We start from the raw sequence: 13,184 nt of genomic DNA on the forward strand, positions 1-13,184 counted from the left end.
TCAATGATGACTGATCACTCCACGTCGCCGCTACTCAGGCGCTTTCAGCGCCTGGTATCGATCAAGCCTGAAGAGCTGGCCCCAGTCTGCTGGGGCTGGTTATACATCTTCTCGCTACTCTGCGCCTACTATATCCTGCGTCCCATTCGCGATACGGTGAGTACACTCACTGGCGCCCACTCACTACCGTGGTTATTCACGGCAGTATTGATCACTATGCTGCTACTCCAATGGCCCTATAACAAACTTTCTCAACGCCTTCCTCGAGAACGCTTTATTAGCTATAGCTATCAAGCCTGCGCGGTGATCCTCTGTGGTTTTGCCTTGGGTTTTGCACGCCATGGCGGATTGCATGACCTATTTTTGGGCCGCGCATTTTTTATCTGGGTATCGGTCTTCAATTTGTTTGCAGTATCCGTTTTCTGGGCCTTAATTGTCGATATCTTCGATAGCGAGCGGGGAAAGCGTCTGTTCGGATTACTCGCGGCGGCGGCAACCTTGGGAGCGATTGGTGGCTCTGGGTTAACCAGCTTAGTCGCTGACCATCTCTCGACTCCGGTGTTACTGATCATTGCCGTTGTCCTTATCCAAGTGTCCGTTTTTAGCGCTAAACGCTTATCACGTTGTGGTCGTCAATTGTCACACAGCAAAACGGAAGATAAACCTCACGAAACCCCGGCTGGCGGTGGTCTCACCCCTTTATTGATCGGTATTCGTCAAACAATAGCCTCCCCCTATTTGCTAGGAATTTGTGGTTATATCCTTTTCTATTCGGTGACCTCAACACTGCTCTATTTTCAACAGGCGGCTATTGTGCAACACGCTTTTAGCCAAGCGGACCAACGTACCACTTTCTTCGCGAATGTTGATTTAGCAATCAATGTATTAACCCTAATTTGCCAATTGACGGCGAGCGGTAAAATCATTTCACGTTGGGGCGTTGCGGTGAGCTTAACGTTACTCCCGTTAGTCAGTATCCTTGGCTTTGGTTGGTTGGGTGTAGCCCCAAGTTTATCGGTCCTGGTCGGCTTTACCATAGTGCGAAGAGCCATTAACTTTGCGCTGGCCCGCCCTAGCCGTGAGATCTTATTTACCGTGGTCCCTACCTCAGAGAAGTATCATGCTAAGGTATTTATCGATACCCTAGTTTATCGTATGGGCGACCAAGTCGGGGCATGGAGCTATCAGGCGGTGAGTCTGTTGGGAGTCGCCGCCCTACCCTTAACACTACTTAGCATGATCTTAGCGGCAGGTTGGGCAGGATTAAGTGTAGCCTTAGGGCGCGCTCAGCGGCGTAAAGCACAGCACTTGCCGCCCTCATCAAAAGACTAATTAGCTCAGATGCGGATACACGCCAGGCCCAATCGGTAAACCGCAGACATACCATAGGCTGAGCAGTACGATCCAGCTGATAAAGAATACCAGTGGATAAGGCATGATAAGCCGGTAATACGTGCCCAGCTCGGCCTCTTTTATATACTTCTGTAAAAAACCTAAGAATAACGGCAAAAAAGGCGATAACGGGGAAAGTGGTAGGACACAAGAGTCACCAATACGAAAGATAATTTGAGCGAAGGCCGGGTGAAAGCCTAATACCACAAACATCGGCACAAATACCGGCGCAAGGATCGACCATATCGCTGACCCACTGGCGATAAACATGCACAACAATGCGGAGAGTAGCAATAACCCAATAAAGGCCGGAGCACCATGAATATCGGCGTTTTCCATCAAATTAGTCAGCCCCATTGCCATAAACTTTCCCATATTACTCCAGGTAAAGAGTGCGACAAATTGCGCAAGGGGAAAGACCATCACAATAAATCCTGCCATGTTTTTCATCGAGTCCGTCAGTAAAACAGGAATATCGCTCGCTTGACGGATTTGGCCGGTACGTTTGCCGTAGACAACGGAGGTCAACAGGAAGAAAATAATAATAATCGGCACAATGCCCTGCATTAACGGCGAAGGAACAAGGCTACCGGTTTGCGGATTGCGTAAAATACCTTGAGCAGGCGCGGCCAACGCCACCACGACACCGAGCACAATCAACGCGGTCACTGCGACAGCTTTCAACCCTTGGTTCTCTATGGAAGTTAACTTAGGTAATGTCTGTTCAGTATTCGCCTTCCAAGCCGGGAGTCGAGGTTCAATCCACTTATCCGTTAAAAGTGCACCGACAACCGTCAACACCACGACTGAGGCCGCCATAAAAAACCAGTTATCGATAACGGTTACTTGTAAGGCAGGGTTCACCGATTTAGCCGCTTCGGTACTGATCCCAGAGAGTAGAACATCAGTACTCACAATTAATAGATTTGCTGTGAAACCCGACGCAACGCCAGCAATGGCGGCCAATAATCCAGCGACCGGATGCCGACCCACCGCTAAGAAAATGAGTGCGCCAAGCGGAGGCATGACAACCAAGGCTGCATCCGAAGAGAGATGGCTAAAGAATGCGATAAATAGCACCATATAACTGGCATAACGGCGATGGATCAGCGATGACATCTTGATCATTAACGCTTGCAATAGCCCTACTTTTTCCGCCAATCCCGCCCCTAACACCAGCGCTAAAATTGAGCCGAGTGGCGCAAAACCACTAAAATTTTTAATTATGTTCGGCAAGAACCACTGAATACCCGCGGGGCTAAAAATATTATTAACGGTTATTTTCTCACCGTTCACCGGGCTAATAACACTCCAGTTAAAATGACTGATAACCGCGCTCGCCACCATCAGTATCACAATCAAATAGAGAAACAGGAGAAAGGGGTGCGGAAGTTTATTACCGGCTTTTTCGATCCAATAAAAGAGTTTATTGGGTTGTCTGATTGGCGTTATAACACTCATTAGCACTCCTGCGTGACGATAGATTAAAGCGAATAGCGGCAACCCTCTGCGACTCAGGTTGAAGGTAATTACAGCGGTTATTAGGCAATTTCTATGCCATTAGTTAGCTATCTTGACGGTTTACGGCTGAAAATCTGTTTGATTAAAGGCCAATGCCGCTAAGGTTTTTACCGCTTTACTCATGATCGATTCATCAAAGTCGAAACGAGCATTATGGTGGCCGGCGGCAAGTTGACAGCCAAAGATGACATAAGAGGCTTGTCCCCCGTTTTCTTTTACCCGTTCCATCATGTAAGTCGCGTCCTCTGAACCCGCTGCATGAGCTTGTCGATCAGTCACCGACGTGAAAAGACCCAGTTGCTGTGCTTGCTGATGAATAAATCCTACCCACTCAGGGCTCGGTGAACAGCTTCGTGCGCTGCCCATCAGTGCGACCTGATACTCCACTTGAAACATCGCTGCTGCCCCCGCAATCACTTGCTGACAGCGCTGATAGATGTCGTCGTTGACCCGATTACTTTCTCCACGGGTTTCAACTTTCAATAACGCAAAGTCAGGCACCACATTTCGGCCACTGCCCGCTTGCAATACCCCGACATTGACCCGGCCTACACCGCCACTATGCTGCGTTAAACTATGTAACCCCAGTGTCGCGTGGGCAGCGGCTAGCAGTGCATTGTTTCCTTGCTCTGGATTCCCCCCCGCGTGCGCACCGACCCCAGTAAAGGTCAGATCAAATTTGGTCGTAGAGAGAAAACTATCATTACCACAGACAATCTCCCCTTCAGGCACCCCTGTGCCTAAGTGGATGGCAGTAAAAAGATCGACATCATCAACGACTCCCGCGGCAACCATCGCTTTCGCGCCGCGCACCCCCTCTTCGGCCGGTTGGAAAATCAATTTTATTTTGCCGCTAAGTCGCTCTTTATGATGCATCAGCACCTTAGCAAGGGCTAAGCCTATCGTCGTATGGCCATCATGGGCGCAAGCGTGCATCATTCCTGGATTGATCGAGGCAAAGGCTTCCCGCTGCGGAAAATGCTCGTTGTCTTTGGCTTCTGTTTGATCTAGCGCATCCATATCCACCCGAAAAGCCATTACCGGACCAGGCTTGCCCGTCTCCAGCGTCGCGACCACGCCACAAAAACCGCCTGAAAAAGAGGAAACCCAAGGCTCTAACGCCCCTTGCTCCCGCGCGCGCGCTTCCTGTTCAGCAAGAAATTCAGTACTCGGCAACCCCATTCTCGACGCCGCGTCAATCACTGCTTCCCCCAGTGCTAGGTGATAACCGAGTTGATGCAGTTGCTCTGCGACCAACGAGGCGGTACGAAACTCCACCCAGCCGGCTTCAGCAAAACGGTGCAAGTCTCGTCGTTGACAACGCATCTCATCCTGTAAATCATCCACTACCTGAGTAAAAAAGGTCATAATCCGCTCTCCTGTTTAATACCTAAACCTCGAATCTAGCGAATGGATCACGACGACATAAGATGCTAATTTGTTATGTCTGATAACCAATAGCTATCACTTATTATGTCAACGAGCCTCAAACTTCATCACCTCCGTGCTTTAGTCAATGTCGTCAGTCAAGGCAGTATTCGCGCGGCCAGTCGGAGCGCCGGACTCTCACAACCCGCATTAACCAAGGCGATCCAAGAACTTGAACAGATCTTAGGAACACGTATTCTGGAAAGGCATCCACAGGGGATCTTGCTGAATCATGTTGGTGAGCATTTTTACCGCCATGCTCGATTAGTGTTAGAGGAAATTCGTATCGCTCAGGAGGAAGTGTCACAACATCTTGGAGAGATTACGGGTCATATTCGCGTCGGCGTCGGCGGTAGCATGGCTTGCACCTTAATGCCCAAGGTCATCGATCGGTTTCAACAGCGTTTCCCCCATGTAAATGTGCATATCGTCGAGGGACAACTCTCCTCAATGCTGCCCGCTTTACGTCAAGGGACCTTAGATTTTACCTTGAATACCGTGACCCAACTTCCCTTCGAGCGCGAATTGAGCTTCGAGCCGTTGGCGGTCGTTGACTATCGAGTGGTCGTCCGAAAGGGTCATCCATTACGATATGCTAAACAGCTCTCCGAACTCAGCGAGGCCAAATGGACAATGCCGCCACCGACCAGTAGCTACTATTCGCTCCTTGAGCAACTCTATACCGGTCATACACTCCCTCAAGTCAGGGTGACTTGTGAGAGCCTTATCGCTTGTGCGAGTTTGGTGACGCAAAGTAATTTCTTAAGTATTATTTCAGAACAAATCGTGAGCACGCCAATTTTGAGCGATCAACTGCTCCCTCTTGAGCTTGCCACCCCTGCCCCACAAGCAACATTTTACCTTGTTCAACGTAAAGACCATCAATTAGGACCGATCAGCGCCTATCTCGCCCAGCTATTTCGAGATTTTAGCCAAGCAGTACCATGATGCCTGCCTTGAACTCATCCCTTGAGCGAGGGGGAAAAATATCGTACATATAACTTTCTCTCATTGATAAGGAGTGGTGTCGTGATGGTGCCCCGATTAGAAACAGCTCGACTTATCCTCGCCCCATTAGTGGCAGACGATGCTCCCTTGATTCAACAGGCTTTCCCACGCTGGGAGATTGTGAAATACCTGACACGTAAAGTACCTTGGCCGTACCCAGCCAAGGGGGCGGAAATGTTTTGCGACATGACTCTGCAAGCGATGCAGCAGCAAAGGGAATGGGTATGGACGTTGCGTCCTCTCACTTCGCCTACCGAATTTATCGGTCTAATTCGGCTCTCCTTAGAAGTGGATAATAATCGCGGATTTTGGTTAGTGCCTGAATGGCAAGGCCAAGGTTATATGCGCGAAGCCTGCCACGCTGCCACTGACTTTTGGTTTAATCAGCTAAAGCAACCGGTTCTGCGTGCACCCAAAGCAAAAGAGAATCAGCGCTCTCTTAAGATCTCACAGGAGAGCGGTATGCGAATGATCCGAGAAGAGATGGGTGAATACCATATTGGCGATATTCCTTCGACGTTGTGGGAGATCACGCGCGAGGAGTGGAATGAGCGAAAAGTCTCCTCCTAGGCATCCGTAAACTGTCTCAAAGAATTTATAGCGGGCGACAGGGTAAAGTAGCCCGCAAAACGTAAAGGTCAACTATTCGATTTTGTACACCACCTCTACCCTTCTCATCCAACATTTCTCTAGTTAAGTGTATCTGCTTCCGAAGCTTCTGATCTGCCATTATTTTTCCTCATCGTTCGTATAGAGAGTGATTTAAATAATCTACATTCACTCAGATTATTGAGTCCTGTACGATAGTTAAACACTACTTAGATATTCTATTTTATAGCCTTTATGCTATAATTTAATGAGTTCAAAGGAATGAGGTCTGTCCATGTGGGAAGTAATAACAACAGACGTTTTTGATGAGTGGTTTCTCGCGCAGGAAGAGAGTTTAAGAGAAGATATATTGGCTGCTATCGGCGTTCTTGAGGAAATGGGGCCCCAATTAGGTAGACCTTATGTCGATACCTTAAAAGGTTCTGACATCCCTAATATGAAAGAGTTACGGGTACAACATGCAGGAGGCCCGATACGTGCCTTTTTTGCTTTCGACCCGATCCGTAGGGCTATCGTATTATGTGCCGGTGCGAAGACAGGTTTAAACGAAAAGCGGTTTTACCGTGACATGCTCCGCCTTGCAGAAAATGAATACCGTAAACATTTGACCAATTTGGAGAAGTAATATGTCCACTTACAAAGAACTCTTAGCAAAACAAAGCCCTGAAAGTCAGCAACGCATCAAAGAAAAAGTGGAGACCTTGCGTCAGGAAGTGGTGTTAAGCCAGCTGCGTGAAGAACTAAACATTTCACAGACTGAGCTTGCTCAAGCGATCGGCGTGTCTCAGCCGACCATTGCCAAAATAGAACGACCAGAGAACGATCCGCGCTTATCAACCTTAAAACGGTATGTCTCTGCATTAGGTGGGGAGCTGAGCATCGATATAACGCTTCCAACAGGAAAGCGAATAGGTTTTCATCTCTAATGATACGACCATTACAGGCCTGTTATACCTCTTCTATTTAATATCTTGATGATTTCGAATAGCGTTACAGGCCTGTAACGGTGCCTACCGTGTAGGATTATAAGTTAATGTTATTAACTAGAGCGTACTGCTAACGATAGTTTTGTATCGTGCTCATCTGAAAACATTTACTAAAATCTAACTCAATGCTTTCCAGCAAGAACTTTCAACTTTTCACCAACTGGTAGGAATAAATTCGTACTTAAGTACACAGATACGTCCAACTTTCTCAGCTGTTCTAATTGAAGGTAAATTTTCTGGAAGAATAGTTCCAGCTATCAAGCAGTCTTTCCCAAACAGTTGGTAAAGCTGGTTTTGTAATAAATGTTGTGCGCGAGAAGCCAAAGAAGATCCGCGAAAGGATGGAAGAATAACTTCTTCCAAAATAAAAAATCCCTCGAAAAAAACTAATTCCCTTTTCTCACAGACAATTAGCCCAACCTGATTACCCATATGATTAATAATATACGTATTATCTTTAATAATATGGTCCATTAGGTCTTCGTTATCTATCGGATATAGACTACTTATTAGTAGCGGGATTACAGAGTAAGAATAATTATAACACTCTAGTACAGCTTGTTTGCACCAATCAAAATCCGCACTGGTAGCAAGACGTAGGGTAAGAGAATCATCACTATTTTCAAGTTTATGTGTCAGTTTTGATTCAGCAATGAATGAGATCGCTAAGGTACTGAACGAGTTAGCACTCAGTTAATCTGATTTGAAAGGCTGACCGCACGCGCGGCAGCCTATCCCCTCATTTCAACTGATCTGATAATTTTTTCGAATCATAATAATCGCCCTGATAAGTAATTTTACCTTGTAAGACCTTGATAAAACTTACCCCATCAAAACTGATTTTTTTATGCGTTGCCGGAGTTCCGGCCCAAGCGCCATCATTAGTGCCCGTAAAACGCCATTGAAACGCGATAGTGTCACCGTTATAGACCGGCTTACTGGTCATCTCCCAACGTAAATCAGGGACTGCATCGACGAAGGTTTTAACCACCTGCTGTGTCGCCTGTTGCTGACCAATAACGGGTTCACCGACCGAAGCATCGTAATAACTGACGTTATCTGCGAAAAAAGTCCCGGCCTTACGACTGTCATGTTGGTTCCATGCCTGCATATACTGCGTGACGACCGTCAGGGGTGTCGTCTCAGCATAGCTTAGCCCGCTCGTCAGACAGAGTGTGAGAAGAGTGTAAGTTCCGAATTTACGCATTATCACCTCGCTTAGTCTTGTTCAAGATCGATCATCACATGTTTCACTCGGGTATATTCTTCCAACGCATAGGCTGAAAGATCTTTACCGTAACCTGACTTCTTAAAGCCGCCGTGAGGCATTTCTGCGCACAATGGAATATGGTTGTTGACCCATACCGTACCAAAATCGAGATCACGCGTGAGTCGATGGGCCTTTGCTACCGAGCCGGTCCATACACTGGCGGCGAGCCCATAGTCGACATCATTGGCTTTGCTAAGCGCATCGGCCTCATCCTCGAAGGATTGAATAGTCATTACTGGGCCAAATACTTCCTGTTGAATCGCTTCATCATCCTGCCTTAAGCCTGAGATAATGGTCGCGGGGAAGTAGAAACCTGTCCCTTGCGCTGCACTACCACCAATTTCTACTTTGGCATGGGCGGGTAACCGTTGCATAAAGCCCTCAACTTGCGCCAATTGATTCGCACTGTTTAGCGCCCCAAATAACGCATCGGTATCATCAGGCTTGCCGAAACGGATTTGCTCCGTTTTCGCGACAAGCTGCTGTAAAAAAGTCGGATAAATTGAGGCTTCGACTAAAATTCGGGTGGCGGCGGTACAGTCTTGACCTGCATTGAAGAAACCTGCGGTAGTGATACCCTCAATCGCCTTCTCAATATTCGCGTCAGCAAAAACAATGGCAGGTGCCTTACCGCCTAATTCTAGGTGGGCTTTAGTCAGGTTGGCCGCCGCCGAGGTCGCGACCTGTACTCCTGCACGAACCGATCCAGTAATAGAGACGAGCGAAGCGTTAGGGTTCGATACCACCAGCGACCCGGTCTCCGCTTGTCCTAAAATCACATTGAAAGCCCCTTTTGGGAAAAATTCTGCCGCCAGTTCGGCCAGTAATAATGTGCTCATTGGCGTCGTATCGCTGGGCTTAAGTACTACCGTGTTTCCGGCGGCTAAGGCAGGTGCAATTTTCCAAATGGCCATCATAAAAGGATAGTTCCACGGCGTGACTTGCCCGACTATTCCCAACGGCTCGCGACGAATACTCGACGTAAAGCCTTCCATATATTCATAGCTGGCACGTCCCTCTAGATGACGCGCTGCGCCAGCAAAGAAACGCAAAGCATCGCAGGAGGCAGCGACTTCTTCTTTCTCAATAAAGTGCTTTAACTGCCCGGTTTCGCGACATTGCAATTCGACGAAGCGTTGCATATTCGCCTCAACCGCCTCTGCCAGTTGGAGTAACGCTTTTTGTCTTTCGGAAGGGGTGGAACAGCGCCATTGCTTAAAGGCACGGGTTGCCGCCTGATAGGCTAGCGTGACTTCAGCAGCCTCACCTTTCGGGCTTTGGGCATAACAGCTACCATCCACCGGGCTAATCAAGTCAAAGTAGGCCGTTGACGCCGTATCAACGTATTGACCATCAATAAAATGTTTCAGTCGTTGCATCGTTTTTATCCTTGATAAGTTCACTTTATAGCTAAGAAAAAATTCACTCGCCGCGGTTTCTCACCCTAAGGTATGGCGCAGCACTTTGAAAAAGACCCTTGCTGTGTTAAGACTGTTTTCCTCGAGGACTACTGGTAAAGCATTACAATGATGACGCATGCGATAATATTCGCGCCAATCGGACAGGCAAGCCGAGCGGAGCAGATTGTGACCCGCCTCGCCAATGCCATTATGACTGGGCTGTTGCAGGCTCATGAACAGCTGCCTAACGAAGCTGAGTTGGCCAAGATGCTGGGGGTCTCGCATATAACGGTCCGTGAAGCATTGAATACACTGCGCGCTAAGGAGCTGATATACACCAGCCGAGGACGACACGGTGGTAGCTTTGTCTGCGACAATATTGAAAATCGTGCCCATAACTATCACCCTCTCCACTTATTAAGCAGTGATTACTTGCTCGATCTTGGCGAAATGCACTGTGCCGTATTGGCACACAGTGCGCGACTTGCCGCCAAGCGGATGAGTCAAACGGAACATCTCACGTTTTCATCCTTTATTGACGAGTTTCAACAGGCTAGCTCCGCTGAATCACGCGCCCAAGCAGACATGCGCTGCTTACTCTTTTTATCTGCCAGTTCACAATCAGCACGCCTAGCAAATTGTGAGTTAACGCTACAAACTGAGTGGGCATCATTCATTGCTCTTCTCTATGGTGATGACACGCTACATCAGCAATGCGTACAGCGTTATCAAGAATTACTGGAAGCCTTATCGCATCAAGACACTGAAGCTGCTGCAAAAGCAATCAGCGATCTTATTCTATTTTTAGCTGAACAACTTGTTGACTGTAAACTCAACACTACTGCCTCATCGTCAGGGAGAACGTTATAAGTGAACGCATCAGACTCTATCCACACTGTCATCGCGCAACTCGAACATCTATTTTCACAATGTTCTCACTCAAGCCAGCAGTTAGCGCAACAACTGACTCAGCGACTCACTCCTTTGGTCAATGCGGCGGACCCTAGCGAACTGACGACGGCATTCCCCAAAAAAGCGATTGAGTCCCTGATTAATCGAGCGCTTGCCGATAACCCCTTCTGTTCCGGTGCAGGCTTTGCCTATTATGCTGATGCCCCCCTGAATCCGCAGGCGAAATGGTCGCTCTATTGGATGTATAAAGACAGCAATCATGAAAGCACACTTGAGCTGACTCCCTTAACTCAGCAACACCTCGATTTTCGAACCTTCGAATGGTTTCTGAAAACGAAATCCCTTAAAGGCCCCTACTTCCATGGCCCTTATGTCGACTATATCTGCAACACGTCCTATACCATGACTTCTGCCGCGCCCATCTTTATTCAAGAGTGCTTCTACGGGATCGCTGCCGTAGATGTATTGGTTAGCCGTATAGAAGACGAGATATTAACGATTCTTCCGCAACCTCGTCCTAAAATGGTATTGACCAATACGTTTGGCCGAGTCATTTTTTCCACGCTGACCGGTTATCGCGTCGGTGATATTCTGCGAAGTGAAGCGCTGGCGGTTATTCACCAGCACCCACTGTTTTGCCTCTATCTACCGGCCTAATCCCTCTTGGTTACGCATCGCTCTTAGCGCTTCGGCATGCTCAATCGCATCGTTTTCCGGTGCGGTTGATTTACCATAGGGTCGTTGAAGGAGCATGTAAATTCCGCCAATGAGTAATACCACTGCCAAGCCGATCAACACGGTCCATTTATCGATAAAGTTCGGGCTATCCGCGGGTTGGGCGAGTAAATAGATGCCCACAATGCCGTACGCAAGAGCGAGGATATTCGTTAACAAACCAAATGCCCCGATATGCCACTCACCCGCTGGTTTCCAACCTTTCATGCGCTGGCGTAATGCCGCCAATACCACCATTTGGAAAGATAAGTAGATACCAATTACCGCAAACGCGGTGATCCGAGCAAGATTATCGGGTTGGAAATAGACCCAGACACAAACGATAGCTGGTAATAGACAGCTGATAATCATCGCGTTATCAGGCACGTTATGAGCGGAAATCTTCGCCATCCACCGACTACCGGGCAACATCTGGTCACGCGAGAACGAGAAAATAAGGCGGCTGAGCGCAGCTTGTAGTGACAAAATACAAGAAAGCATAGCGATAATTGCAATAACGATAAACACTTTGGCGCCAACGGGCCCCAAGGCTTCGTTAAGAATCGCGGGGATGGGATCGCTCACTTTACCGCTAACAATATTACGTAAATTTGGTGAAGAAAGCAGATACCCTAATACCGAAATAATTGCCGAGATTGCGCCAAAGACAATACTTAAAATCATCGCTACCGGTATTTTACGACTGGCATCTTGTACTTCTTCCGCAACGTTGCCACAGGCTTCAAATCCGAAGAACATGAACAGGCCCATTAGCGAAGCGGCCATAAAGGCCCCCACGTAACTGCCGCTACTTGATAAAATGCCCATCGAATCGAAAATTACAGAGAAGGGTTGTGAACGATGGAAAATCAATAAGTAGATCCCTAACGCAATCACGCTCACGATTTCACACCAAAACCCTATTCTTGCGACACGCGCGAGATTCTTAGTTCCCGAGAGGTTGACCGCCATCATTACCGCCAATAAGACGACCGACGTGATGAGTAAATGAAGTGGCGTCGCACTAAACGAGACTAAACTTGCCACAAATGTCGAGGTGTATTCAGCAATTGAGGTAATGGTAACGACCAATGCCCATAAATAGACCCAAGCCGCAATCCACGCATATTTTTTCCCCCAAAGCCGCCGTGCCCAGGGATATAAACCGCCTGTGATGGGATATTGGGAAGCAATTTCTCCAAAGACTAACGCCACAAGCAGTTGTCCCACTGCTGCAATGACTATCCACCAAATAGCTGGTGGCCCGGCGAGGGTAATCGCTAACGCAAACAGAGAATAGACAGCAGTGAGCGGTGAAAGATAAGTAAAACCTAACGAGAAATTGGAGATAAGCCCAATAGAACGTTGGAACTGTTCTTTACCAGCTTCCGGGGTATCTTGTACGGGTGAGTGTGATGATTTTTCCATTGTAGAGTCTCTCGCTGGCACAATACATTCAAAAAAGTGAATCTATTTATAAAACATAAAGGATTATATTTATAACGTTTCAGTTCTCAGTTTTCGAAAATATAATAAAAGAACTTCAAAAACAGATAGTTAGTGGATATATGTTTTTCTTATTATAATCGTTATGGAAAAAACGCCGGAATTATGACCGAAAGAGTAGATAAACAGTTTTACCATTCTGTTGAATTAACGCTAGTTTTGAAGGTGATAATCGAGTAACACTTTCGCACTGGGCCCAGTCCGATATGCTTACTCAAAAAGCTAGAAAATAGTTAAGCGTTACCTTTTCTAAGACCTAAAGCAGAAGTAATTAACGTAGAAATTGCATACAAGAGGCACTATTGAGTGCTTTTTAAGATTAGAATTCATAAATTTCCATAGTGTTATTTTCACTCACTCCGCTCCTGACCACCCCGTCTACACAAAATTATCCGTTCCGCTTGAAATCAACATAATGTTGATCAATAATCGTCACAT

Annotated in this window: 13 protein-coding genes; 7 read left to right on the plus strand and 6 right to left on the minus strand. The window is 47.3% G+C overall.

Going from position 1 to position 13,184, the window contains the following annotated elements; translation table 11 throughout:
- Positions 1-3 precede the first annotated feature (3 nt).
- Positions 4-1,332 (plus strand): NTP/NDP exchange transporter, encoded by a 1,329-nt coding sequence (locus QJR74_RS10125; RefSeq protein WP_304371747.1) that lies wholly within the window; start codon positions 4-6, stop codon positions 1,330-1,332.
- Here QJR74_RS10125 and QJR74_RS10130 read toward each other — a convergent pair whose 3' ends face one another.
- Positions 1,333-2,853, minus strand: a complete 1,521-nt coding sequence (locus QJR74_RS10130) for an AbgT family transporter (protein WP_304371748.1) — start codon at positions 2,851-2,853, stop codon at positions 1,333-1,335.
- Positions 2,854-2,973: 120 nt separating this feature from the next.
- A complete protein-coding gene (locus QJR74_RS10135; protein WP_304371749.1) occupies positions 2,974-4,281 on the minus strand; it encodes an amidohydrolase in 1,308 nt (435 codons plus the stop codon).
- 105 nt (positions 4,282-4,386) lie between these two features.
- Between QJR74_RS10135 and QJR74_RS10140 the strand changes: the two genes are divergently transcribed.
- The 4 genes from QJR74_RS10140 to QJR74_RS10155 all read left to right on the plus strand — a co-directional run bounded on the left by QJR74_RS10140 (position 4,387) and on the right by QJR74_RS10155 (position 6,884).
- Complete coding sequence (locus QJR74_RS10140) at positions 4,387-5,289, plus strand: LysR family transcriptional regulator (protein WP_304371750.1); 903 nt, start codon at positions 4,387-4,389, stop codon at positions 5,287-5,289.
- Positions 5,290-5,373: 84 nt separating this feature from the next.
- On the plus strand, positions 5,374-5,919 hold the full coding sequence (locus tag QJR74_RS10145) for a GNAT family N-acetyltransferase (protein ID WP_441007608.1): 546 nt from the start codon (positions 5,374-5,376) through the stop codon (positions 5,917-5,919).
- 313 nt (positions 5,920-6,232) lie between these two features.
- Positions 6,233-6,583 (plus strand): type II toxin-antitoxin system RelE/ParE family toxin, encoded by a 351-nt coding sequence (locus tag QJR74_RS10150; protein ID WP_304371753.1) that lies wholly within the window; start codon positions 6,233-6,235, stop codon positions 6,581-6,583.
- Position 6,584: 1 nt separating this feature from the next.
- On the plus strand, positions 6,585-6,884 hold the full coding sequence (locus QJR74_RS10155) for a helix-turn-helix domain-containing protein (RefSeq protein WP_304371754.1): 300 nt from the start codon (positions 6,585-6,587) through the stop codon (positions 6,882-6,884).
- Between the two features lie 213 nt (positions 6,885-7,097).
- Here QJR74_RS10155 and QJR74_RS10160 read toward each other — a convergent pair whose 3' ends face one another.
- The 3 genes from QJR74_RS10160 to QJR74_RS10170 all read right to left on the minus strand — a co-directional run bounded on the left by QJR74_RS10160 (position 7,098) and on the right by QJR74_RS10170 (position 9,593).
- A complete protein-coding gene (locus QJR74_RS10160; protein WP_304371756.1) occupies positions 7,098-7,418 on the minus strand; it encodes a GNAT family N-acetyltransferase in 321 nt (106 codons plus the stop codon).
- A gap of 265 nt (positions 7,419-7,683) precedes the next feature.
- Positions 7,684-8,151, minus strand: a complete 468-nt coding sequence (locus QJR74_RS10165) for an ester cyclase (protein WP_304371757.1) — start codon at positions 8,149-8,151, stop codon at positions 7,684-7,686.
- An 11-nt stretch (positions 8,152-8,162) separates the two neighbouring features.
- Positions 8,163-9,593, minus strand: coding sequence for a gamma-aminobutyraldehyde dehydrogenase (locus QJR74_RS10170; protein WP_304371758.1), 1,431 nt, complete (start codon positions 9,591-9,593; stop codon positions 8,163-8,165).
- Positions 9,594-9,740: 147 nt separating this feature from the next.
- Between QJR74_RS10170 and QJR74_RS10175 the strand changes: the two genes are divergently transcribed.
- Positions 9,741-10,484, plus strand: coding sequence for a FadR/GntR family transcriptional regulator (locus QJR74_RS10175; RefSeq protein ID WP_304371759.1), 744 nt, complete (start codon positions 9,741-9,743; stop codon positions 10,482-10,484).
- Complete coding sequence (locus tag QJR74_RS10180; protein WP_304371760.1) at positions 10,485-11,183, plus strand: cache domain-containing protein; 699 nt, start codon at positions 10,485-10,487, stop codon at positions 11,181-11,183.
- On the opposite strand, the gene QJR74_RS10185 is transcribed toward QJR74_RS10180, so the two are convergent.
- Positions 11,172-12,668 carry an APC family permease gene (locus tag QJR74_RS10185; RefSeq protein ID WP_304371761.1) on the minus strand — a complete coding sequence of 499 codons (1,497 nt, stop codon included), beginning with the start codon at positions 12,666-12,668 and terminating at the stop codon, positions 11,172-11,174. The genes QJR74_RS10180 and QJR74_RS10185 overlap by 12 nt on opposite strands.
- Between the last annotated feature and the right edge of the window lie 516 nt (positions 12,669-13,184).

Source organism: Tatumella ptyseos, from assembly GCF_030552895.1.
Taxonomy (GTDB): domain Bacteria; phylum Pseudomonadota; class Gammaproteobacteria; order Enterobacterales; family Enterobacteriaceae; genus Rosenbergiella; species Rosenbergiella ptyseos_A.

What these genes read in the sequence shown, in the direction of transcription:
- QJR74_RS10125 (WP_304371747.1), top strand. Translation starts at nt 4, where the DNA reads ATGATGACTGATCACTCCACGTCGCCGCTACTCAGGCGCTTTCAGCGC.
- QJR74_RS10130 (WP_304371748.1), bottom strand. Translation starts at nt 2,853, where the DNA reads ATGAGTGTTATAACGCCAATCAGACAACCCAATAAACTCTTTTATTGG.
- QJR74_RS10135 (WP_304371749.1), bottom strand. Translation starts at nt 4,281, where the DNA reads ATGACCTTTTTTACTCAGGTAGTGGATGATTTACAGGATGAGATGCGT.
- QJR74_RS10140 (WP_304371750.1), top strand. Translation starts at nt 4,387, where the DNA reads ATGTCAACGAGCCTCAAACTTCATCACCTCCGTGCTTTAGTCAATGTC.
- QJR74_RS10145 (WP_441007608.1), top strand. Translation starts at nt 5,374, where the DNA reads ATGGTGCCCCGATTAGAAACAGCTCGACTTATCCTCGCCCCATTAGTG.
- QJR74_RS10150 (WP_304371753.1), top strand. Translation starts at nt 6,233, where the DNA reads ATGTGGGAAGTAATAACAACAGACGTTTTTGATGAGTGGTTTCTCGCG.
- QJR74_RS10155 (WP_304371754.1), top strand. Translation starts at nt 6,585, where the DNA reads ATGTCCACTTACAAAGAACTCTTAGCAAAACAAAGCCCTGAAAGTCAG.
- QJR74_RS10160 (WP_304371756.1), bottom strand. Translation starts at nt 7,418, where the DNA reads ATGGACCATATTATTAAAGATAATACGTATATTATTAATCATATGGGT.
- QJR74_RS10165 (WP_304371757.1), bottom strand. Translation starts at nt 8,151, where the DNA reads ATGCGTAAATTCGGAACTTACACTCTTCTCACACTCTGTCTGACGAGC.
- QJR74_RS10170 (WP_304371758.1), bottom strand. Translation starts at nt 9,593, where the DNA reads ATGCAACGACTGAAACATTTTATTGATGGTCAATACGTTGATACGGCG.
- QJR74_RS10175 (WP_304371759.1), top strand. Translation starts at nt 9,741, where the DNA reads ATGATGACGCATGCGATAATATTCGCGCCAATCGGACAGGCAAGCCGA.
- QJR74_RS10185 (WP_304371761.1), bottom strand. Translation starts at nt 12,668, where the DNA reads ATGGAAAAATCATCACACTCACCCGTACAAGATACCCCGGAAGCTGGT.